We start from the raw sequence: 20,774 nt of genomic DNA, 5'->3' as shown, positions 1-20,774 counted from the left end.
AGCTATTTCAGATTGTGGCTGTTCGGGATAGCGCCGCCACAGAACCCCGGGCGCAGCGGCGCTTGACCCGCCTACGCCGCCGGCACCGTGCCCGTGGCCAGAACCTGCTCCAGCGCGGCCTCATCCAGCACCGGCACGCCCAGGCTCTCCGCCTTGGTGAGCTTGCTGCCCGCGCCGGGACCCGCCACCACGTAGCTCGTCTTCTTTGACACGCTGCCCGTCACCTTGGCACCCAGCGCCTTCAAGGCCGCGCCCGCCTCGTCGCGCGTGCGGTTCTCGAGCGTGCCCGTCAGCACGAAGGTCAGGCCGGCGAGCGGCTGCGAAGCCGCCAGGTCCTCCGCCACGCCCGTCTCCGCCGCCGTGCGGGCGGCCTCGGCGGAGAGGTCCTCCTCGAGCGTGAGCCCGGCCGTCCGCAGGCGGTCGAGCACCGCGAGGTTTTCCGGCACCGAGAGGAACTGGCGCACGCTCTGGGCGATCTTGGGCCCCACGCCGTCAACGCTGGCGATGTCCTCCTCACTCGCCGCCGCAAGGGCGTCGATGGTCAGGAAGCGTCGCGCGATGACCTCGCCCACGCTCTTACCCACATGGCGGATACCCAGCGCAAAGAGCACGCGGCCGAGCGAGCGGGCCTTGGACGCCGTCAGCTCGTCCACGATTTTGCCGGCGATCTTCGCCCCCACCAGAATGGGCTGGCCCGCCAGGACGCCCTTCTTCTTGTCGTCCTTGAGGTAGGTGCGCCCCGTGTCGAGCCCGGCGATGTCGTCCACCGTAAGCTGGTAGAAATCCGAGACGTCGTGTAGCAGCCCCGCGGCGATCATCTTCTCCACGAGTTCCTCGCCGATACCGTCCACATCCATGCACCCGCGGCTCACCCAATGGAGCAGGCGCTCCTTCAGCTGCGCCGGGCAATCGAGCGAGACGCAGCGGTAGGCGACCTCGCCCTCCTCGTGTATCACGGGGCTCCCGCAGGCGGGGCAGCAGGTGGGCATCTTCCAGGGCAGGGCGCCCTCGGGACGCTTGGCGAGGACCGGCCCCACCACCTCGGGGATGACGTCGCCCGCCTTGTGCACGATGATGGTATCGCCTTCGCGCACATCCTTGCGATGCACCTCATCTTCGTTGTGGAGCGTGGCGCGCGCGATCGTGGAGCCCGCCACGAGCACCGGATCGAACTCCGCCACCGGGGTGAGCACGCCCGTGCGGCCCACCTGGATGCGGATCTCGCGGAGCACCGTCTGCTTCTCCTCGGGCGGAAACTTGAAGGCGATGGCCCAGCGCGGCGCGCGGGCGGTAAAGCCGAGCTCGGATTGTTGGGCAAAGCTATCGACCTTCACCACCACGCCGTCGATGTCGTAATCGAGGTCCCCGCGGTGCGCGAGCGCGTCGGCGCAAAAGGCATGCACCTCGGCCGGCGTGGAGCAGGTGGAGACGTTCGGGTTCACCGAGAAACCAGCGGAGCGGAGCCAATCCAGGAACTCACGCTGGGAGTGCACGTGGAGGGGAGCCGTGTCCGCGATGGCGTAGATGAAGGTAGCGAGGTCGCGCCGGGCGGTGACCTTGGGGTCCTTCTGACGCAGGCTTCCCGCGGCCGCGTTGCGCGGATTGGCGAAGGGCGCCTTGCCCTCGGCATCGGCCTCGGCATTCAGCCGTGCAAAGCTGCCCTTGGGCATGTAGACCTCGCCACGGACCTCGATGGGCGTGGGGCGGTCCTCGGCCATGTGGACGAGCGCGGCCTCCGCTAGGTGCATCGGCACGTCGCGGATGGTGCGGATGTTCAGGCTCACGTCCTCACCCGTGGTGCCGTCGCCGCGCGTGGCGCCGCGCACGAAGGCACCGTTCTGGTAGGTCAGGGCCACGCCCAGACCATCGATCTTGAGCTCGCAGGTGTAGGTGACCTTGCCGGCGCCGAGCGCATCCTCGGTGCGCTGCAGCCATTCATCGAGCTCGTCCAGGTTCATGGCGTCGTCCATGGAGTACATACGCGCCATGTGCGTCACGGGCGCGAACTGCTCCGAGACGTAGCCGCCCACGCGCTGCGTGTAGCTGTCGGGCGTCACGAGCTCCGGATGAGCCGCTTCAATCTGCTGAAGCTCCACGAGGAGCTTGTCGAACGCGGCGTCCGTGATCTCGGGCGCATCCAGGGCGTAGTACCGGTAGGCGTGGCAGTCCAGCAGATGCCGAAGCTCAGCCGCGCGCGCGGCCGGATCCGGCTGCGCGGGTGCATCGTCGGCGGTATTGAAGAGGGTCTGCTGTTCTGCCATGGTCGCTCCCGTTCGTCGTGTTCACCCAACTCAGGATACCAGCCCGCAGGGACCGCGACACAACCCCGATAGAACGAAAAACCGCCGAGACGCACGCGCATCTCGGCGGTTTCAGAGAAACGATGTCGAGCCGAGCGGCCCGCGGCTACTCGGCCTGGTCGTCAGCCTCGGCCGCGGCCTCGGTCTCGGCACGGTCCGCGCGGTTGAACGCCCCGGCGCAGATGGAAATCAGGCCGCCAAAGCCAGCGGCGACGATAGCCAACAGGATCGGCGGCACGCAGATCTGGATGATGGGATCCATACCTCAAACCCCCTTAGACGAAGAGCCCGCCGGCGATACCGGCAACGCAGGTGAACGCCATCGCCATGAGCGAGGCCGTCACGAGCGCGATGGGCAGGCCGCGCATCGCATGCGGCACCAGACGGTCGTCGATGCGGGCGCGGATGGACGTGAAGAGCACCACGGCCAGGAACACGCCGAGGCCGGAACCGAGCGCGTTGCCGAACAGCACGTCGGCCGTCGCGGTGGCGGAATCAAAGGCAACGCCGTTCGCCAGCGCAGCGCCCATGAGCGCGGCGTTCGCGGCCAGCAGCGCCACGAGACGCAGGGCGAGGCCACGGTCGGCGGCACCCTTGCGCGAAGCGGCAACGGCGCCGCCCACGAAGGCCACCGCGGCGCCGAGGATGGCATAGACCACGGGAGCCAGGTAACCCACACCCCAAGGAGCCAGGAAGCCGGCGTACACCAGGGCGCCAAACGCACCGGCGGCAGCCGTGGCGCAACCCAGCATGGTCCCGAAGCAGACGCCATCCTGCGATCGCTTGGCCGCGAGGATAACGGTCACCATGGCAATCAGCTGGCAGAACACCAGGTTGTTATCGAGCATGGAGGTGAAGAGCGCGTTGATGAACGCCATTACGCCTCGCCTCCCTTCGAATCAGCGGCGGCACCCTTGGCGCGGGCATCGCACACCGCCTGCACGAACACGGCGACGAGTGCCAGCAGCAGAAGCGAACCGGCGGGCTTGCCGAAGATCGAGATGGGCGAAGCCGCGAGCTCGCCCACCGTCAGGCCGAAGACCTGGCCGGTGGTGAACAGGCCGGTAAAGAATCCGCAGAACACGAGCGCCAGGAAGGCCGTCACGGCCGCCAGCACGGCGTCACCAAAGGTCAGCTCGCCCGCACGATCAGCACCCTTTAGGGCGTCGATCCCGCTCTGGGCGATGAAGATGGACGCCACGCCCGAGGCGCAGGTGAGCGGCAGATAGATGCCGAGGTCCTGATAGATGACCGGCAGTGCCACGCGCACGCCAAAGCCAACGAGCACCATCACGAGCGCGTTGAGCATAAGCGCCACGGCCACGCGCGAGAACCGTCCGGTAAAGCAGGAGACGCCGCGCGAGATGAGCGCCGCGCCAAGGATCGCGACCGCGCACACGCCGCCGATGACGGCACCGTGCCCGAGAGACGTCGCCGCGAACAGGCCGGGCAGCGCACCCGCGACCATGAGGAACGTGGGCGTATGCACCAGCTCGTTGAGCGAGGCGTTCTGCTCGGCCACCACATTGCGATTGAGAGCCATGTTAGTTACCTCCCAGCTGCGCATAGGCCTCGAAGGCGATATTCAGGTCGTTCACGACCGCCGTGGAGGTAAAGGTCGCGCCCGAGACGCCGTCCACGTGGGTCTCGCCGCTCCCGGCCTCGTCGAGGGTGAGCGTCCCCGCGGCAGCCATATCCTTGTAGCTGCCCAGGTAGTCGTCGGTCAGCGCGTTGCTGCCGATACCGTCCGTCTCATCCTCGGAAACCACCTGGATACCGGCGACCTTGCCGTCGGTGGTGATACCGATCATGAGCTCGACGGGGCCATGGTAGCCATCGGACTGCACGTCGAACACGTACTCGCCGGAATCAGCCTGCCACACGGAGTTCAAGCCCTCGATATCGGGAGCCGTCACCTGGCTGAAGGAACCGGCGTCCGGGAAGATGAGCGCGCGCTGCGCGCCGCCCTTGGCCTCCTCGAGCGCCGCGTCAGACGCGGTGAAGGCATCGCGCAGCGCAAAGTGGGCCGTTGCGGCCACGCCGCCGCACACCACCGCGACCACGCAGATCACCACGAGCGTGTACCACGCCCCGTTCTTGTGACGGGCCACCCAACTCGCGTTGGCACCCGCACCCTTGCTGTTAGACGAGGGCATTCTTCACACCTCCCACCGGCTTCGGCCGCGTCGCGCGGTCGATCAGCGGAACGAACATGTTCATGAACAGAATGGAGAACGCCACGCCCTCGGGAGCAGAGGCGAACAGACGGATGAGCGCCGTGATGAGACCGCAGCCCACGCCGAAGATGATCTTGCCCGTGGGCGTCATGGGCGTGGTGGTGTAGTCCGTTGCCATGAAGAACGCACCGAGCGCCAGGCCACCGGAAAGCAGCTGGTAGGGCACGTCCTGGCCGCCGAGGCCGAGTACCACGGCCACGGTGAGCACGTAGGGCAGCGTGGCCCAGGCGTCCACCACGTGGATGATGAGCAGGAAGGCGTAGCCGATCAGCAGCGTGAGGATGCAGGTCTCGCCCAGGGCGCCCGCGTGGTTGCCCAGCAGCAGGTCCATCAGGCTGTAGGGGGTGTTCCCCTGCGCGGCCATGGCGAGCGGTGTGGCGCCGGTCACGGCATCGAGCGCCTTGCCCTGCACGTCGGGATACGAGCTGAGCGCGCTCGGCAGCGCCACCATGATGAAGACGCGGCCGGCGACGGCGGGATTGAACACGTTGCAGCCAATGCCACCGAAGAGCATCTTCACGACCACGATGGCAAAGGCGGTACCGAGCACGGCCACCCAGATGGGGCACGTGGCCGGCAGCGTGAAGGCAAAGAGCAGGGCGGTGACCACGCAGGACAGGTCGCCCGCCGTGGACTCGCGACGCATGATGAGGCAGCAGACGTGCTCGCAGACGAGCGCCGTGGCGACGCACACGAGCACCAGCAGCGGCGCGCCGAGGCCGTAGAGCACGGTGGCGGCCACGAGCGTGGGCGCGAGCGCCAAGCAGACGGCGCCCATGATAAAGGCGGTGGAACCCTTGCCGTGGAAATGCGGGGAGGCTTCGTTGATGAGGTTCATGAGCTTTACGCCTCCTTCTTGGGATTCAGGCGGGCGCACTCGCCGCGGTAGACGGCCTTGCCCTCGGCGATGGACGCCGTGATGCGGCGATGGGCCGGGCACACGTAGGCGCAGCAACCGCAGGACATGCAGTTCATAACGGCGAGCTCGTCCAGCTCAACGGCATCGTGCCGACGGCTGGCGGAATCGAGCGCAAAGGGCATGAGGCCCAGCGGGCAGGCACGCACGCAGCGGCCGCAGCGGATGCAGGGCGTCTCCTCGGGAAGGATCGCGGTGTCGTGCAACGCGAGAATCGCGTTATTGGCCTTGATAACCGGGCAGTTGATATCGGTGAGGGTGCGGCCCATCATCGGTCCGCCCATGATGATCTTCACCGGGTCCTTGGTGAGGCCGCCCGCCGCCTCGATGATGTCGCTCACGCTCATGCCGATGGGCACGCGGTAGTTACCCGGCTTGCCCACGCAGTCACCCGTGATGGTCATGGTCTTGGTGACGAGCGGCATGCCGTTGCGGAAGAACTGCTCCAGGCGAGAAACCGAGGTCACGTTCATCACGAGGCAGCCACAGTCGGCGGGCAGCCCGCCGGCCGGCACGTCGCGACCCGTGGTGGCATGGATCAGCACCTTCTCGCCGCCCGCCGGATACTTGGTCGGGATGCAGAGCACCTGCAGGCAGTCATCCCAGCCCTTCTCCTTGATGGCGGCGGAGAGCTTCTCCACGGCCTCGGGCTTGTTGTCCTCGATGCCGATCACGGCCGCGGGAATGCCGAGGCCCTTGATGATGCGGTGGGCGCCGTCGATCACGCGGTCGGCGTGCTCCATCATCTGGCGATAGTCGCTCGTGATGTAGGGCTCGCACTCCATGCCGTTGATGACCAAGAATTCGAACTTCTTGCCCGCCGGCACGCGCATCTTGAACCACGTGGGGAAGGCAGCGCCGCCCAGGCCGACCATGCCGGACGCGCGCACGCAGTCGATGAACGACGCGGTGTCCGTGTACTCGGGCATCTTGAGCGTGGGATCGGCCTCCATCTTGCCATCGGACTCGATCTCCACCACGTGGGCCGTCTGACCGGTGGGGAGCTTCTCCTGATCCGTGGAGATCACGGTACCCGAGACGCTGGCGTGGATGGGCGCGTAGAGGCCTTGACCGTCGCCGATCAGCGTGCCCACGTACACGTGGTCGCCCGCCTTGACGACGGGGCTGCACGGACCGCCGATGTGCATGTTCAGCGGGATACGCACCCGCTTGGGCGGTGTAATGGACGTGCAGGCAAAATCCCGCATGTCCTTACACTGGGGCGGGTGAACGCCGCCCTGGGTCTTGTGAAGAGTGAACATCTCTCCCCTTTCCCGTTCCTCTCCGATAAGGCCGGGCAAGAGGGTTTTGGCGCAAGCCTCTGCGCCGGCACATACGCGGTTATTTTAGCGCGTAGATGATATCGTTTCCCCATTTCGATTAATTCTTATCTGAGAATAGTTTTCGCATCTGTAATTTGGGGACGTTCCCCAAATTACAGTGGCCGTCGAGCTGCCATGTTCCTATGAACGGGCAGCGTCCCACGTGGTCGCACCTCAAAAAGGGGCTTAGCTGCCGGTTTGATTACCCTTTTCAGATGGCGAAGAAATTTTCGTTCGGTTTGGTTACCCTTTTCGCGGCTCGCCGATATACAGCGCCAGCATCGAACCTCCCTGACCTGCGGGTTCTCTCAGACAGGCCGCTCTCTACATCGCCAGCACGAGAAAAAGGGTAACCAAACCGAGGATTTCTCTCCTTCGACGGCCGAAAGGGTAACCAAACCGTCGACCGCGGATCTGGAAGGGCACCCGCCCAACGTACGGCAATAGAAAAGGGGCGCCTTCCGTATCGGAAGGTGCCCCAGAGCTTGTTGAAGGCTGCCGCAACCAAACCAGCGGCACTCTGATTTAGAGAAACGTCCCCAAATTACAAGCCGTTGCCCTGCTGGCCGCCGTTGCCACCGCGGCCCAGCAGCTCCTGCAGGTACCGGAGGAACTCCTCCTCGGTCATGCCGTTGCCGGAGCCGTCACCCTGCGTGGTGTCGTCCTTGCCCGTGTTCTGCAGCGCCTCGTCGGAGCCCAGCGTCACGGAGAGCTTCTCCTCCTTGCCGTCGCGGTTGACGGTGATGTCCACCTTGTCGCCCACGTCGTGGCCGCGTACCGCGATGATCAGGCCGTCGGCGGAGCTGATCTCCTCGCCATCCACGGCGACGATGATGTCGCCCTTCTTCATGCCGGCCTTGTCAGCGGGGCTGTCGGCCGTCACCTCGGACACGTACGCGCCGCTCGTCACGGCCAGGTTGTTCTGCTGCGCGTTGGTGGCGTTCACACTGGTGAGCGTCACGCCCAGGTAGGCATGGACGGGCGTCTTGCCGCTGATGATCTGGTCCGCGATGTTCTTGGCGTACTTCACGGGAATGGCGAAGCCCACGCCCGAGCTGGAGCCGGAGTAGCTCTCGATCACGGAGTTGATGCCGATGAGCTTGCCCTCGTCGTTCACCAGCGCACCGCCGGAGTTGCCGGGGTTGATGGCCGCGTCCGTCTGGATCATGTTGGCGTAGATGCTCGTGCCCGTGGTGCTGGGCAGCGCGGTGGAACGGTAGAGCGCGCTCACGATGCCCGTGGACACGGAGGCCTCGTTGCCAAAGGGGCTGCCGATGGCCATGACCCACTCACCCACGGTCAGCTTATCGGAATCGCCGATCTCGATGGGCGTGAGGTCGCTAGCCTTGGCGCCCTTCAGGCGGATGACCGCCAGGTCGCTGGACTCGTCGGAGCCCACCAGCTCGGCCTCGTAGCTGCCGCCGTCGGACGTGGAGACGGTCATGCTGGTGGCGCCCTCCACCACGTGGTAGTTGGTGAGGATGTTGCCGTCCGTGTCCAGGACCACGCCGGAGCCGATGCTGCCCGCGCTATCCGACGAGCTGTTCTGGGAGCTCGCGGAGCCGCCGTTGCCCGTCATGGCGGTGATGGACACCACGGAGGGCAGCGCCTTGGCGGACACAGCCTCGGCGAGGGTGGTGTCCTCCGCGTCGATCTTCAGGGTCTGCGTGGTGCCCTTGGACGAGCCGCTGTCCGTAGCCACCACGTTGGCGTCCGTGATGCGGAAGGCGCCGGACATCACGAGTGCGATGACCAGCACCGCGCCCACGGCCAGGCCGGCCAGGGACGCCAGAAACACGGGCAGCTTCTTGGTCTTGGTCTTCACCACGGTGTGCTTGACGGTCTCCGTTACGGGCGCGGACGTGCTGGCCACGTACGGGATCTGCTCCGTGGGAGCCGTGCCCGCGGCAGACGCGGCGCCTCGCTGGGCCTCCGTCTGCTGCGTTTGCTCGGCAGGCTGCGGCGTGGGCTCTACCTCCACGCGCGGCGCGGGACCGGCCCCCTCGGGGCGCTGGGGAAACTTTTCGTCGCTCATCACGCGATCCTTTCTCGCTTCTGAATACGGCTACGTTGTACCCCAACGTGCGAATGCGTTTCCACCGTTTCATATGAGATTAAGGCAATTGTAAGAGAAAGCCGAGGTATGAGGATGTGAGGGGCATCTACCCGCGCATTTATACCTCAGCATGTGCTCGGTCCGGTTCAAACCACCCACTCACCGGAGCGGGCGGGTGCGGGGATGCGGGTCAGGGCTACAATGGAATTGTATCGATCAAACGAATTCAGTAGGAAAAAACTGATATCCGCGAATTGTATCCAACCACTCACTGCACAGTTCCGAACACTCCTTTATACCATTATGTAATGAACGCAAATATCAGCGCTTAAGCTATTGTCTTTATTTAACTTATAAGTAAAGTGTGAGGTGATGCGGTGGATACTAATTATGAGATTCGGAAAGTGAAGGCCACTAAAGACACCTTAGTGAACGTACTCGCAAAAGAAGGAGAAAAGGATTTCCTAAGCAAGCTCCATTCAAGCGGAAAGACAAAGTACCGTGCCCGAGTTATAGCCGGCATGATGGAAAAGGTCGCTCGCTTCAGCACTGACTGGGCGATACAAGCGAAGAAATTGAAGCAACTCACATCCGACGTGTCAGTCTTCGAGTTGAGAGCCGACGGAAAGGTTATCAGAGTGATGACCTATCTACACGACGATGAGCAGAGAACTCCAATCTATCTATTCGACTTCGACGGACACCAGGGAAAGGGTGGCCATATCAAAAAGAGTGACCTTGCGAGAGCGAAGAAGCTTGCTTCCCTCGCAAGGGGTTGCATGATGGGAGGAACGGAATGAAAGAAAATGAAGATCTAGACGCGATGATGGATCTTAAGCTTACTCCTGAAGACCTCGCTTGGGACCACGCCATGAACATATCCGGCTCCGTGTACACGAGGATGAAAGAGCTCGGCATGGCGAAAAGCGAGCTCGCGGCGAAGATGGGGGTAAAGCCCGCGCAGATCACGAGAATCATCAAGGGGCAGACCAACATGACGTTGAAGACCCTTGCGCGAATCGAGAGTGCTCTCGATATCGACCTATCGAGCGGCTTTGTCTACCAGCCATCATCCGCCGCAAGCGCCAGCTCTGAATCGATTGTCGACAAAAGCGAGTGGAGACAGAGGAACAGCAGCGCCCGGGTCTCCTACACCGAGCCCAATGCGCCGAGTCTAAGCGTGCTAAAGGGAGGGCTTAAGGCAGCATGAGCAATGGATTCCTTTCCCCGATATCAATTTCCGGCCCATTCGTTGACAGAATCGATTTCGATGCCAACAGGAATCGACCGGAAAGCGATACGCTCAACGCCAGCATCACCATCACAACGCCCGATAACCTGCAGCTGGCGCACGAAAACGGCAAGTTCACCCTACCGTTCAGCATGCAAATCAATTTCATCTTGACCGAGGAAATTGAGGGCAGCGAGGAAACACGGCTGAGCGTCCTCGCGTCCGCCGTGGGGAGTCTGTCTGTAGCTGATGCAATCGGCATTCCAGAGCACGAGGTGTTCGAGGCGCTGAAGCTCAACGGCGTGTCGATGTTCTACTCATTCCTGCGCTCGCAGGTTGAGATCATGACAGGTCAATCCCTTCTTGGAAGGTTTACCATCCAGCCGATCGACCCCGCCGCCTATCTAGAAGGTCTTAAGCAGCAGGTAAATCCAGTGTGATGATGGCTGAGCAGCATGCTTGCGGGTATAAACATACAGAGGGAATAGCGGCTATGGCGGGGTGTACTCAAGGCCCCCTGCCCGCTGGAGAAGACGGTCGTCCTTGCATGACCGTCTTCTCTTATTTCCTGAAGCGTTGAAGCTAAAAGAAAATCCCCTCCCCGTTCAGGTTTGGCAAAACATAACGCGTGGGTAAAACGAGCGAGACCATCACCATCTACTCCGCGCGGGACCACCACAACTAGCAACAGAATGCCAGGGGCCGCATGGCAACATGCGGCCGCTTGGCCGACCCCTTCGCGAGCGCCCTCATGCCGGAAGAGCGGGCGCCTCGCAACGCCTTGAGCGTCCATAGCCTCAACTTTGTTTCGAAACCGGGACGGAAAAGCCAGCCACTTGTCGACTATCGATGCCATTTGTCGATTGGATTGTAAAGGTTTGCACTTCTCCCTTGAAAAGAGCAGGGGGGGGACACAATGTTTGCTATATGGGTTCCGACCCTTATATGTTCTCGGCTCAATACGGGATGGGAGAAAAACATGCCACGTATCAATACCTTCCGGGGTCCCGCCGCGGTTACCGCTGGCCTGGCCCTGACCCTCGCCCTGGGCGGCACGCCGATCGCGGCGCTCGCCGAGGGTACCAACGCCACACCGCAGGCGGTCCAGTCGGCGGACGCGGCGGGCAAGTCTGATGCTGCCACGGACGCGGCGAAGGCGACCGACGCTGCCGACGCGACCGCGGATGCGAAGAGCGCTGCGGACGATAATGCCGCGACGACGGACGCCCAGCCGGCGGCTGCGAACAATGGCACCAATAGCCCCTTCACCAAGACGGGCAAGACGTGGACCATCAATAAGACCACGTCGGAAAACCTGACCGTGGACGAGGAAGGTGTGACCGTCACCGCCGCCAAGGACGTCGTCTACACCGGCACGATCACCGTCAAGGCCAAGAACGTCACCGTCGATGGCGTGCACTTCCTCACCGACGCCTCCAATACGGCCGGCGGACCGCATGATAATATCTCGGTTGACGGAAAGACGAGCGGCGCAAAGGTTATGAAATGCACGTTCGACATCAGCAAGGATGCAAACGTCAAGAAGCAGCACAACGGCGTCCGCGTCAATCCGGGTGCAAAAAACATTACGTTCGACACGAACTTCTTCAACATCGCAACCCACTCCAATGCGAAAGGTGCCAGCAGTGACGATAAGTGGTCCTGGTGTGGCATCAACCTTGTCGGTGGCGCGAATGCGATCGACAATGTGAAGGTCATCAACAACACTCTGAACGCGCAGCCTGGCAATCCCGTTCCTGAGGGTGGCACGGCCTCTTCGACGATACTGCTCGTCGGCAACGGTAACGTTGGAACCGAGGGTTCCTACGGCATCAAGAACCTTGCCTTCGAGGGTAACCACGTCTACGACCACTCCGGCCTTGCTTCGGATAAGTCGAGGATCAACGGCGCCCTCATCACCAACGTTGACGGCGCGGCAATCACCAAGAACGACTTCGAGGGCCGCACCGGCATCTCCCACAGCATCTGGCCCGGCCAGGGTCCGAGCGTAAACGTGACGGTCGAGGGCAATACGTTCAACACCACCGTCGGCATCTCCTTCGGCAGCTATACGGATACGAAGACCCACGAGGTCAAAAACTCCATCAAGGACGGCGTGGTCACCCTCGGTGCCAACAACTTTGGTGCGAACACGAAGCCCGTCAGCGGAATCATCAAGGCAACGACCGCGAACGGCAAGGCGTACCTCACGCTGAATGCCGCTATCGAAGCCGCCAAGGACGGAGAAACCGTCACCCTGCAGCAAAACGTTGAGGAGGACGTGACCGTTCCTGGCGGCAAGAAGGTCGTCATCAACCTGAACGGCCACACGCTGACCAACTCCAAGGGTGAGACCGTCACCAACACCGATTCACTCACCATTCGGGATTCCACCAAGGCCCAAAAGGTCACCTTTGATTCCAAGGGTGGCAGCGCGGTCGCGGTCCAGGAGGTTACGTACGGCGACGCGGCTTCCAAGCCGGCCGACCCAACGCGAGCGGGCTACACGTTCGCCGGGTGGTACGCCGACGAGGCGCTGACCAAGGCGTACGACTTCGACGAGCCCGTCACGTCCGACCTGACGCTCTTCGCCGGCTGGAGGAAGGTCGGCGGCAGCGGCGGCACCACCGAGACGCCGGAGCAGCCGAAGGGCGAGCAGAAGCCCGAGGCCAAGAAGCAGGACGCCAAGAAGGCCTCCCTGCCCAAGACCGGCGACGACCAGGGCGCCGCGGCCCTGGCGGCCGGCGCCGCGGGCGTCGCGGCCGTGGCCGCCGGCGTGGCGGTCGTCCAGCGCCGCCGCAAGGAGTAGCGGCACACTCGCCCACGCCATAGGCACGCAACAGCGGGGCGGCCCCGGACCAACCAGGTTCGGGGCCGCCCCGCTCCCGTGAAAGAACGTGTCTGGTTCGTTTTATCAGTCCTTGAACAGGTAGCCCACGCCGCGCACCGTGGTGATGTGGCCCGCGATCTGCGGTCCCACCTTGGAGCGGATGCGCCTGATGTGCACGTCCACCGTGCGCGTGCCGCCGCAGTACTCAAAGCCCCACACACGGTGCAGCAGCACCTCGCGACTGTAGGCGCGATTGGGATGCGTGGCCAAGAACGAGAGCAGCGAGTACTCCATGAGCGTGAGGTCAACCGGCTCGTCGTCCAGGTACACCTGATAGGTGGCCAGATTGATGGTCATGCTGTCGATCTTGATGATGTCCTCGGCAAGGAACGGGTCGTCCTCGCCCATGAGACGCCGGGCGCGCACCTCGAGCTCCACCGTACTGGCGCCGGAGCAGAGGAAGTCGGCACGCGCATGCGCCGGAAGATGCAGCTCGGGCAGCGCCTCCTCGTCCACGATCAGTAGCATGGGGATGTTCCCCCGGCTCTCGAGCCACTTGGAGATCTGCTCCAGACGGTCGGCGCGGACGCCGTCCGCATCGAGCACGAGCAGGTCGAAATCGTGGGCGGCACCCGGAGAATCCGGCGTGGCGGCAAACACCTCGGCGCCCATCGTGGTGCCGAGCGTCCTTACGAACTCATGGAACCGCGTCGTCCGCGCCATGAACAGTACGTTCTTGTCAGACATGGGCACCTCCCTCGTAACAAATCGATGATAGCAACAAACCGCAGATATCAGCAGCAGGCGCGCACATTATCTTGCCGCAATGGCGCGGCAGAACCCGCTGCACAGGATGGCCTAGGAAGCTAGGTAGTGCTTGAGCTCCCATTTCGTGATGGTCGAGGCGAACTTGGCCCATTCATCGCGCTTCTTGCGCAGGAAGAACGCGTGGATGTGCTCGCCCAGGGTCTCGCGCATGAAGTCGCTGGCCTCGAAGATGTCGAGCGCCTCCTCTAGACTGCGCGGCAGCGGCTTGATCCCGCGCTGCGCCAGCTCTGCCGGCGAGAGCGCCATGAGCTCCGAGGTGGACTCGGCGGGCAGGTCGAGCCCGCGCTCGATGCCATCCAGACCCGCGGCGAGCGTCACCGCGTTCACCAGGTACGGGTTGGCCATGGGATCGGGGCTGCGCAGCTCGATGCGCGTGGAGAGCTCCTTGCCGGGCTTGTAGATGGGCACGCGGATCATGGCGCTGCGGTTGCGGAGCCCCCACGTGGCGTAGCTGGGCGCCGTATCCCCTGCGAGCGCCAGGCGCTTGTAAGAGTTGACCGTGGGGTTCAGGATGGCCGTGATCTCGGCGGCATGGTCCAGGATGCCCGCCATGTAACTCTTGGCGATGCTCGAGAGGTGGTACGGGCCACCCTCCTCGCCCGCGGAGTAGAACACGTTCTCGCCGCGCTTGTTGAAGAGCGACTGGTGCAGGAACATCGCGCTCCCCGCCTCGTCCGCCATGGGCTTGGGCATGAAGCTCGCGTGGATACCGGCGTCGTAGGCCTCCAGGCGAATGACGTGCTTGGCCGTCATGATGGCGTCGGACATGGTGAGCGCCTCGGCATGGCGCAGCGCAATGCCGTGCTGCGAGCGGCCGGAGCTGTGATAGGTGTACTCAACGGGCACGGACATCTTCTCGAGCATGAGCACCATGGAACGGCGCAGGTCGCGCGCGGAGTCGTTGGGCGTGAGGTCGAAGTAGCCGGCCTCGTCCATGGGCACGGGCTTATCCTCGCTCGGGAAGTAGTAGAACTCCAGGTCGGCGCCCACGTTCATGATGAACCCGCGCTTCTCGGCCTTGTGGAACATGACACGCAGACATTCGCGGGGATCCCCCGGGAAGGCCTCGCGGTCGGGCGTGCAGACGTCGCAGAACACGCGCGCCACGCCGTCGTGGCTCGGGCGCCAGGGAAGCACCTGGAAGGTGGAGGCGTCGGGGAAGGCGAGCATATCGGCCTCATCGGGCGTGGCAAAGCCCTCGATCGCGGAGCCGTCGAAGCCGATGCCCTCCTCAAAGGCAACCTCGAGGTCCTCGGGCGAGATGGCGAAGCTCTTGAGCCGGCCCAGCACGTCGGTGAACCACAGGCGCACAAAGCGGATGCCGCGCTCCTCTACCGTGCGAATAACGAAGTCGATGTTCTGCTGCTTATCCATACACGGCCCTTTCCTGCCGAAACGTTGCAGTCCCCACTTTCTCACACGATTGTTACCGAGGTATTTCCCACGCACCGCACACAAGAACGCCCGCTCACGGCACCATTGGGGCAACCGTGAACGGGCGTTTGGCGTCTGGCAGCGCGCGACGGGCGCGGGCGCTACTTCACACCGCGGGAGAGCTCTGCCTCAACTTGGTCGAGGCCCTTGAGCGCCGCACAGGTCTTCTTGTGGTCGGGGCTGCAATGACCGGTACACATACCGGCCTCGCCGCAGTCCATGCACGCGCCATGGCGCTTCACCCGCACGCACACCGCTACGAACGCAACGGCTAGAAGACCAAGAACAACAACATCTGCCAGGGACATGGTGTGCCTCCTTTGTTTACTCTCGCTAACTCTACCCCATCCGAGCTGTCTTAACGCCTTTTTCAAAAATGACCTTGGTTCGCGCGGGCACGGTGCGCAAACCTAAAAAAGGACCGGCTGCCGTGCGGGCAGCCGGTCCAAAGGGGGCTCTACAGCCGGGAGATACTAGGCCGCGGAGACGGAGGGGGCAACCTCGTTGTCGTCCTCGCCCATGGCGCCCTTGGGCATCGGGCGGAACAGCTGGAAGAGGATGGCGGCGGCAAATGCAACGGCCACGATCGTCCAGATGCTGAATACACCCTGGGAGAGCAGGTAGAACTGGTTGATCATCAGGCCGATCACCCAGGCGAAGCCGCACTCGTAGCCCAGCGCGATGGCGGTCCACTTGCCGGAGTTCATCTGAGCGCGGATGGTGCCCATAGCAGCGAAGCACGGAGCGCAGAGCAGGTTGAACGCGCCGAACGCGGCGATGGCGCCCACGGTGCCGCCGTGATTGAAGAACATCTGCTGCGCAAAGGCGTGCCACAGCTCCGGGTCGGCCTCGGTGGCGTCGGACATAGAGAGCAGCGACGCGGCGGTAGCCATGACGTTCTCCTTGGCGACCAGGCCGGAGATGGACATGGCGACGGCCTGCCAAGAGGCGAAGCCCAGCGGGGCGAAGATCCAAGACAGGGCACTGCCGAGCATGGCGAGCACGGAGTAGTCCATGAACTCGTCGGCATCGGTCAGGTCGGGCAGGAAGCCGAAGGCGCCCTCGAAGACGCCGAAGTTGGAGAGGAACCAGATCACGATGGTGGAGGCGAAGATGATCGTGAAGGCCTTCTTGATGTAGGCGCTCACGCGCTCCCACACATGCAAGGCCCAGGAGCGAATCGAGGGCATGTGGTAGGCAGGCAGCTCCATAACGAACGGGGTCGGACGGCCGGCGAAGAGCTTGGTCTTCTTCAGCATGATGCCGGACACGATGACGGCCACGACGCCCAGGAAGTAGAAGAGCGGGGAGATCCAGCTCGCGTCGTTGTTGCCGATGAGGGCGCCCATGAGGAGCGCGATGATCGGCAGCTTGGCGCCGCAGGGAATGAAGGTCGTCGTCATGACGGTCATGCGACGGTCCTTCTCGTTCTCAATGGTCTTGGTGGACAGCACGCCCGGCACGCCGCAGCCCGTGGAGACGAGCATGGGGATGAAGGACTTGCCGGAGAGACCGAAGCGACGGAACACACGGTCCATCACGAAGGCAACGCGCGCCATGTAGCCGCAGTCCTCGAGGAAGGACAGCAGGATGAACAGGACGAACATCTGCGGGATGAAGCCGAGCACGGCGCCGACGCCGGCGACGATGCCGTCGTTCACGAGGCTGATCACCAGGTCGGAGGCGCCAGCCGCGGTCAGCCAGCCCTCAAAGAGGCCGGGAACCGAGGGGAAGGAGGCGCCGAACAGCGTGAAGCCGTCGCCGAAGAGGTTGTCGTTCACCCAGTCGGTACCGGCGGTGCCGATGGTGCCGATGGCGATGTAGTACACGGCCCACATCACGAGCACGAAGATCGGCAGGCCCAGCCAACGGTTGGTGACCACGCGGTCGATCTTCTCGGAGATGCTCATCTTCTCGGGGGCCTTCTTCAGGCACTCGTCGATGATGTGCGCGATCACGGCGTAGCGCTCGCCGGTGATGATGGACTCGGAGTCGTCGTCGCAGTCCTTCTCGCACTGGGAGACGAGCTGCTCAACGCGGTCAGCCTGCTCCTTGTTGAGGTTGACCAGCTTGACGGCCTGGGCGTCGCGCTCAAAGAGCTTGACGGCGTAGTAGCGGCGCTTGTTGACGGGCACGCTCTGCGGTAGGCAGTTCTCGATGTGATCGAGCACGTCCTCGATGGCGGAGTCGAACTTGTGCTCCGGAACCTCGGCCTTCTTGGCAGCGGCCTCGCGCGCCTTGGCGAAGAGCTCGTCGATACCGGTGTTCTTGAGGGCGGAGATCATGACGACCGGGGCACCGAGGGCCTTGGAGAGCCTCTTGGTGTCGATCTTGTCGCCGTTCTTCTCCACCAGGTCCGCCATGTTCAGGGCCACGACAACGGGCTTGCCCGTCTCGACGACCTGGAGGGCCAGGTAGAGGTTGCGCTCGAGGTTGGTGGCGTCGAGCACCTGGATGACCACGTCGGGCTCGTCGCTCATGATGTAGTCACGGGCGACGACCTCCTCGGGGCTGTAGGGGGAAAGCGAGTAGATGCCGGGGAGGTCCGTGATGGTCACGCTCTTATCAGAGGTGAGCTTGGCCTCCTTCTTCTCAACCGTGACGCCCGGCCAGTTGCCAACGTAGCCGTTGGCGCCGGTGATCAGGTTGAAGAGGGTCGTCTTGCCGCAGTTGGGGTTACCGGCAAGCGCGACATGTAGCTGTGAAGCCGCCATTCAATCCTTCTTCCAAACGTCCTAAAAGGGACATTCAAGTTAGAAAACTCTAACTCTACCTGCAGAAACAATCGTCAAGGGGGAACTTACTGAACCTCGACGATCGCCGCCTCCTCCTTGCGGATGGAGAGCTCGTACCCGCGCACGTTGATCTCGACGGGATCGCCCAGCGGAGCGACCTTCACGACGGTAAACTTGGTGCCCTTGATGAGCCCCAGGTCCATGAGATGACGACGGAGCGCGCCCTCACCGTGCAGCTTGATGATGGTCGAGGAATCGCCCACGGCCACATCTCCCAGTGTCTTCATTTGCTTCCCCCTTTCGATGCACTCGTTGCTCGCGCCGATGTACGGAGCGGTGATGGCGTGGATGCCAGCTAGACCGTCATGATGTGGACGGCGACCTTGGCGTCGATGCCAAAGCGCGCACCCTTGATCATGACGATGATGTTGGCACCGCTGTTGGAGACCACATGGACCTCTGCACCCTCCACGAAGCCGAGCTCCTGGAGGTGGCGCCTCATGTCCTCGACGCCCTTGACGCGCTCGACGGTCACCGTCTCGCCAGCCTTCACCAGGGAAAGCGGCATCGCGGGAGCCTTGGGACCTTGCACCATGCTTCTCACCAATTCCTTACATACAGGCCGATAGCGCACATATACGGGGAAACTTCCCCTCTTTTGCCCACACGAAGGCGGGCGACTCAAGGGGAAGTTAGCCGCGTCTATGTTCGCCTTAGTAAACTAGCACGTCAGAGCGGTCTTGTGAAGCGCTTCTGGGAAAGTTCTGAAAAATGGCTCGCAGGTGAATAGCGCGTATTTTTGGCCGAGCGTACGCGTTTCCTCGGCGAACGGTGTAGTGCGCGCTCCCCCGACAACGCGAGCACTCGGCGATTATGCGCAAGGAAGTCCTCGGTCAGGTTGAAGACTTGGCGCTCGCTGCGCGGCCGATCGATGCGCTCCGCGCCGACGATGCGCGTGGGCTCGCCCGCCTGGGGCGCGCTGCCGCATGCCGCCCGAGAGCTCCGCGGGCCAGCGGTCCTCGGTGCCGACGAGTCCGAAGGTCGGCATGAGCTCGCGCGCCTCCTCGCGGGCGGCGTCGCGCGGCGTGCCCCGGAGCACGAGCGGCAGCGAGACGTTGTCCAGGATGGTCTTGCTCGGCAGCAGCAGGTCCTTCTGCAGCATATAGGAGAGCTGGCCGGGGCATCCGGTCACGTCGCGCTCGCCGAGGAGCACGCGGCCCGCAGACGGTCGCTCGAGGCCGGCAACCACGTGGAAGGGGGTGGTCTTGCCGCAGCCCGAGGGTCCGAGCAGGCACGCCACCCGGCCGGATTCAACCGTCAGGCTCACGTCGTCCAGAACGGTCAGGGAACCGAAGCCCTGCGTCACGTGTCCAACGCTCAAGCGCGCCATCTCGCACCCTTTCTGCGCGGCCGGGCGCGCGGGATAGCCCCCGGCTCACCCAGTCGCTCGTACCTGCTATTTCTGGAACTGCATGGTGAGCCCTGCGCCGACGGGAATCTGCTCCTCGCTGATGCCGTTCTCCGAGATCAACGCGTAGAAGGCGTCCCAGCGGTCGGGATCGATCCTGCCCCAGGCGTCGGCGTCGGCGGTGTGCTGGTCAGCCAGGTACTCCTGCGAGGCGCGAACCAGCTCCAGATCGAGCTCCGGCACCTCATCGACCAGAATCTTCGCGGCGTCGTCTCGGTGCTCCACGCAGTACTCGGAGCCCTTGCGCGTGGCGTCCATGAACGCCTGCACGGTGTCGGGATCGTTCTTGATGAGGTCGTTGTTGGCGATGATCACCGGCGTGTAGTAGTCGAACGTGCGTCGAAGTCCTTGAACATGAAGTAGTTGGTGGCGAGGCCCGCGAGCTCGCACTTCTCGCCCGCCCAGGCCCAGAAGATCCAGATACAGTCCACCTGGTCGGTCTTGAGCGCCGAAACCTCGTCCGCCACCGTGGAGGGGATCATCTTGACCTGGTTGTAGTCGCTGCCGTCGGCCTCAACGCAGCGCTTGATGATGCCCTGTTCGATGGGGGTCTCCCATGTGGCGTAGGTGTGCCCGGCCATCTTGACGGGACTCGTGATGCCCTTGTCCTTCAGGCTGATGATGCCCGAGGTGTTGTGCTGGATGATGGCGGCGATGGCGGTGACGGGCAGGGCGCCGGCACCCACCACGTAGCTCGCCATGGTGTCCTGAAAGCTCACGCCGAAGTCGCCCTCACCGGTGGCCACGAGCGAATCGGCGCCGTTCTCGGGACCCTGGACGATCTTAACCTCTAGGCCCGCGTCCTTGTAGAAGCCCTTCTTCTGCGCCACGTACACGCCCAGGCCCGAGAAGCCGCCGAGCCATTCGACGAAGACCGCCCCCCACCACCGCGTAGGCCGCCGAGATCTTGAAACCGCTGAAGAACTGCGGCATGGCCGCCGGCAGCTTGACGTGGCGCATGATCTGCAGGCGGCTGGCTCCCATAGAGCGCATGAGGTCGATCTGGTTGGGGTCCACAGAACGGAACCCGCCCAAGAGCCCCACCGCGATGGGAAAGAACGTGGTGACCACGATGGGCACCACCTTGGGCGCCATGTCGTAGCCGAACCAGAGCACCAGCAGCGGGGCGATGGCGACCGTGGGGATAGTCTGCGTGAGCACGACGGGCGGGTAGAACGCGCCACAGGGCTTAAAACCGGGCAGCGAAAGCAGCCTGCTCGAGATAAACGCTAAAGTGTAGAGTTTTCAGGCGGCGAAGAGGACAAGGACGGCTTTCCGGAGGACAAAAGCCCAGTTGAGCGATTCCTCCAGACCGCACATACCCGGAATCCCAACGAGAAACTCTACACTTTAGCGTTTATCTCCATCCAACAGCATGCAAGCAGGGGCTGGATGCCGCGCACAGGTCTTTTGCGCT

The 20,774-nt window shown here is 63.4% G+C and carries 20 protein-coding genes and 1 pseudogene; 4 read left to right on the top strand and 17 right to left on the bottom strand.

Annotation, left to right across the window (positions count from 1 at the left end; all coding sequences use genetic code 11):
* Positions 1 to 71: 71 nt before the first annotated feature.
* The 8 genes from ligA to GDJ97_RS05525 all read right to left on the bottom strand — a co-directional run bounded on the left by ligA (position 72) and on the right by GDJ97_RS05525 (position 8,810).
* Positions 72 to 2,261 (bottom strand): NAD-dependent DNA ligase LigA, encoded by a 2,190-nt coding sequence (ligA, locus tag GDJ97_RS05555; RefSeq protein ID WP_152070299.1) that lies wholly within the window; start codon positions 2,259 to 2,261, stop codon positions 72 to 74.
* 145 nt (positions 2,262 to 2,406) lie between these two features.
* Complete coding sequence (locus tag GDJ97_RS09370; RefSeq protein WP_193221325.1) at positions 2,407 to 2,562, bottom strand: hypothetical protein; 156 nt, start codon at positions 2,560 to 2,562, stop codon at positions 2,407 to 2,409.
* A 13-nt stretch (positions 2,563 to 2,575) separates the two neighbouring features.
* Positions 2,576 to 3,178, bottom strand: a complete 603-nt coding sequence (locus GDJ97_RS05550; protein WP_152070298.1) for an Rnf-Nqr domain containing protein — start codon at positions 3,176 to 3,178, stop codon at positions 2,576 to 2,578.
* The gene (locus GDJ97_RS05545) at positions 3,178 to 3,843 is read right to left on the bottom strand and encodes an Rnf-Nqr domain containing protein (protein WP_152070297.1); all 666 of its coding nucleotides are present in this window, start codon (positions 3,841 to 3,843) and stop codon (positions 3,178 to 3,180) included. The genes GDJ97_RS05550 and GDJ97_RS05545 overlap by 1 nt, the downstream gene beginning before the upstream one ends.
* 1 nt (position 3,844) lies before the next feature.
* Positions 3,845 to 4,456 (bottom strand): FMN-binding protein, encoded by a 612-nt coding sequence (locus tag GDJ97_RS05540; RefSeq protein ID WP_226808853.1) that lies wholly within the window; start codon positions 4,454 to 4,456, stop codon positions 3,845 to 3,847.
* A complete protein-coding gene (locus GDJ97_RS05535) occupies positions 4,443 to 5,375 on the bottom strand; it encodes an RnfABCDGE type electron transport complex subunit D (RefSeq protein ID WP_152070296.1) in 933 nt (310 codons plus the stop codon). Before GDJ97_RS05535 ends, GDJ97_RS05540 begins: the two co-directional genes overlap by 14 nt.
* Before the next feature lie 5 nt (positions 5,376 to 5,380).
* Positions 5,381 to 6,715, bottom strand: a complete 1,335-nt coding sequence (rsxC, locus tag GDJ97_RS05530; protein ID WP_152070295.1) for an electron transport complex subunit RsxC — start codon at positions 6,713 to 6,715, stop codon at positions 5,381 to 5,383.
* Positions 6,716 to 7,319: 604 nt separating this feature from the next.
* Positions 7,320 to 8,810 (bottom strand): S1C family serine protease, encoded by a 1,491-nt coding sequence (locus GDJ97_RS05525; protein ID WP_152070294.1) that lies wholly within the window; start codon positions 8,808 to 8,810, stop codon positions 7,320 to 7,322.
* A gap of 398 nt (positions 8,811 to 9,208) precedes the next feature.
* On the opposite strand from GDJ97_RS05525, the gene GDJ97_RS05520 reads away from it, so the two are divergent.
* The 4 genes from GDJ97_RS05520 to GDJ97_RS05505 all read left to right on the top strand — a co-directional run bounded on the left by GDJ97_RS05520 (position 9,209) and on the right by GDJ97_RS05505 (position 12,871).
* Entirely contained in the window at positions 9,209 to 9,631 is a 423-nt protein-coding gene (locus tag GDJ97_RS05520) for a hypothetical protein (protein WP_152070293.1), read from the top strand.
* A complete protein-coding gene (locus GDJ97_RS05515) occupies positions 9,628 to 10,041 on the top strand; it encodes a helix-turn-helix transcriptional regulator (RefSeq protein ID WP_152070292.1) in 414 nt (137 codons plus the stop codon). Before GDJ97_RS05520 ends, GDJ97_RS05515 begins: the two co-directional genes overlap by 4 nt.
* Positions 10,038 to 10,502 carry a hypothetical protein gene (locus GDJ97_RS05510; RefSeq protein WP_152070291.1) on the top strand — a complete coding sequence of 155 codons (465 nt, stop codon included), beginning with the start codon at positions 10,038 to 10,040 and terminating at the stop codon, positions 10,500 to 10,502. Before GDJ97_RS05515 ends, GDJ97_RS05510 begins: the two co-directional genes overlap by 4 nt.
* A gap of 539 nt (positions 10,503 to 11,041) precedes the next feature.
* Entirely contained in the window at positions 11,042 to 12,871 is a 1,830-nt protein-coding gene (locus GDJ97_RS05505; protein ID WP_193221324.1) for an InlB B-repeat-containing protein, read from the top strand.
* 105 nt (positions 12,872 to 12,976) lie between these two features.
* Here the strand turns inward: GDJ97_RS05505 and GDJ97_RS05500 are convergent, their stop codons facing one another.
* The 9 genes and pseudogenes from GDJ97_RS05500 to GDJ97_RS09360 all read right to left on the bottom strand — a co-directional run bounded on the left by GDJ97_RS05500 (position 12,977) and on the right by GDJ97_RS09360 (position 20,518).
* Positions 12,977 to 13,639: a winged-helix domain-containing protein gene (locus GDJ97_RS05500; RefSeq protein ID WP_152070289.1), complete on the bottom strand. Its 663-nt coding sequence runs from the start codon at positions 13,637 to 13,639 to the stop codon at positions 12,977 to 12,979.
* A 111-nt stretch (positions 13,640 to 13,750) separates the two neighbouring features.
* Positions 13,751 to 15,094, bottom strand: a complete 1,344-nt coding sequence (locus tag GDJ97_RS05495) for a glutamine synthetase family protein (protein WP_152070288.1) — start codon at positions 15,092 to 15,094, stop codon at positions 13,751 to 13,753.
* Positions 15,095 to 15,255: 161 nt separating this feature from the next.
* A complete protein-coding gene (locus GDJ97_RS05490) occupies positions 15,256 to 15,462 on the bottom strand; it encodes a hypothetical protein (protein ID WP_152070287.1) in 207 nt (68 codons plus the stop codon).
* Positions 15,463 to 15,627: 165 nt separating this feature from the next.
* Positions 15,628 to 17,868, bottom strand: a complete 2,241-nt coding sequence (feoB, locus tag GDJ97_RS05485) for a ferrous iron transport protein B (protein ID WP_152070286.1) — start codon at positions 17,866 to 17,868, stop codon at positions 15,628 to 15,630.
* A gap of 86 nt (positions 17,869 to 17,954) precedes the next feature.
* The gene (locus GDJ97_RS05480) at positions 17,955 to 18,176 is read right to left on the bottom strand and encodes a FeoA family protein (RefSeq protein ID WP_152070285.1); all 222 of its coding nucleotides are present in this window, start codon (positions 18,174 to 18,176) and stop codon (positions 17,955 to 17,957) included.
* A gap of 68 nt (positions 18,177 to 18,244) precedes the next feature.
* Positions 18,245 to 18,484 carry a FeoA family protein gene (locus tag GDJ97_RS05475; protein WP_152070284.1) on the bottom strand — a complete coding sequence of 80 codons (240 nt, stop codon included), beginning with the start codon at positions 18,482 to 18,484 and terminating at the stop codon, positions 18,245 to 18,247.
* 276 nt (positions 18,485 to 18,760) lie between these two features.
* Positions 18,761 to 19,279, bottom strand: coding sequence for an ATP-binding cassette domain-containing protein (locus GDJ97_RS05470; protein ID WP_226808850.1), 519 nt, complete (start codon positions 19,277 to 19,279; stop codon positions 18,761 to 18,763).
* Positions 19,280 to 19,345: 66 nt separating this feature from the next.
* Positions 19,346 to 20,187 (bottom strand): annotated as a pseudogene (locus GDJ97_RS09365) (ABC transporter substrate-binding protein).
* Positions 20,141 to 20,518: an ABC transporter permease gene (locus tag GDJ97_RS09360; RefSeq protein WP_306437639.1), complete on the bottom strand. Its 378-nt coding sequence runs from the start codon at positions 20,516 to 20,518 to the stop codon at positions 20,141 to 20,143. The pseudogene GDJ97_RS09365 and the gene GDJ97_RS09360 overlap by 47 nt, the downstream one beginning before the upstream one ends.
* Between the last annotated feature and the right edge of the window lie 256 nt (positions 20,519 to 20,774).

The sequence above is a fragment of the Collinsella sp. AK_207A genome, from assembly GCF_902501965.1.
Lineage (GTDB): Bacteria > Actinomycetota > Coriobacteriia > Coriobacteriales > Coriobacteriaceae > Collinsella.
Note: the sequence above shows the minus strand (reverse complement) of the source record. Positions and strands in the feature narration are given on the sequence as shown.

Bases quoted from the DNA above. Each gene is read 5' to 3' on its own strand.
- GDJ97_RS05525 (WP_152070294.1), bottom strand. From the start codon at position 8,810: ATGAGCGACGAAAAGTTTCCCCAGCGCCCCGAGGGGGCCGGTCCCGCG.
- GDJ97_RS05515 (WP_152070292.1), top strand. From the start codon at position 9,628: ATGAAAGAAAATGAAGATCTAGACGCGATGATGGATCTTAAGCTTACT.
- GDJ97_RS05475 (WP_152070284.1), bottom strand. From the start codon at position 18,484: ATGGTGCAAGGTCCCAAGGCTCCCGCGATGCCGCTTTCCCTGGTGAAG.
- GDJ97_RS05470 (WP_226808850.1), bottom strand. From the start codon at position 19,279: ATGGCGCGCTTGAGCGTTGGACACGTGACGCAGGGCTTCGGTTCCCTG.
- GDJ97_RS05505 (WP_193221324.1), top strand. From the start codon at position 11,042: ATGCCACGTATCAATACCTTCCGGGGTCCCGCCGCGGTTACCGCTGGC.
- GDJ97_RS05545 (WP_152070297.1), bottom strand. From the start codon at position 3,843: ATGGCTCTCAATCGCAATGTGGTGGCCGAGCAGAACGCCTCGCTCAAC.
- GDJ97_RS05490 (WP_152070287.1), bottom strand. From the start codon at position 15,462: ATGTCCCTGGCAGATGTTGTTGTTCTTGGTCTTCTAGCCGTTGCGTTC.
- GDJ97_RS09370 (WP_193221325.1), bottom strand. From the start codon at position 2,562: ATGGATCCCATCATCCAGATCTGCGTGCCGCCGATCCTGTTGGCTATC.
- GDJ97_RS05540 (WP_226808853.1), bottom strand. From the start codon at position 4,456: ATGCCCTCGTCTAACAGCAAGGGTGCGGGTGCCAACGCGAGTTGGGTG.
- GDJ97_RS05510 (WP_152070291.1), top strand. From the start codon at position 10,038: ATGAGCAATGGATTCCTTTCCCCGATATCAATTTCCGGCCCATTCGTT.
- feoB (WP_152070286.1), bottom strand. From the start codon at position 17,868: ATGGCGGCTTCACAGCTACATGTCGCGCTTGCCGGTAACCCCAACTGC.
- rsxC (WP_152070295.1), bottom strand. From the start codon at position 6,715: ATGTTCACTCTTCACAAGACCCAGGGCGGCGTTCACCCGCCCCAGTGT.
- ligA (WP_152070299.1), bottom strand. From the start codon at position 2,261: ATGGCAGAACAGCAGACCCTCTTCAATACCGCCGACGATGCACCCGCG.
- GDJ97_RS05495 (WP_152070288.1), bottom strand. From the start codon at position 15,094: ATGGATAAGCAGCAGAACATCGACTTCGTTATTCGCACGGTAGAGGAG.
- GDJ97_RS05535 (WP_152070296.1), bottom strand. From the start codon at position 5,375: ATGAACCTCATCAACGAAGCCTCCCCGCATTTCCACGGCAAGGGTTCC.
- GDJ97_RS05500 (WP_152070289.1), bottom strand. From the start codon at position 13,639: ATGTCTGACAAGAACGTACTGTTCATGGCGCGGACGACGCGGTTCCAT.
- GDJ97_RS05550 (WP_152070298.1), bottom strand. From the start codon at position 3,178: ATGGCGTTCATCAACGCGCTCTTCACCTCCATGCTCGATAACAACCTG.
- GDJ97_RS05480 (WP_152070285.1), bottom strand. From the start codon at position 18,176: ATGAAGACACTGGGAGATGTGGCCGTGGGCGATTCCTCGACCATCATC.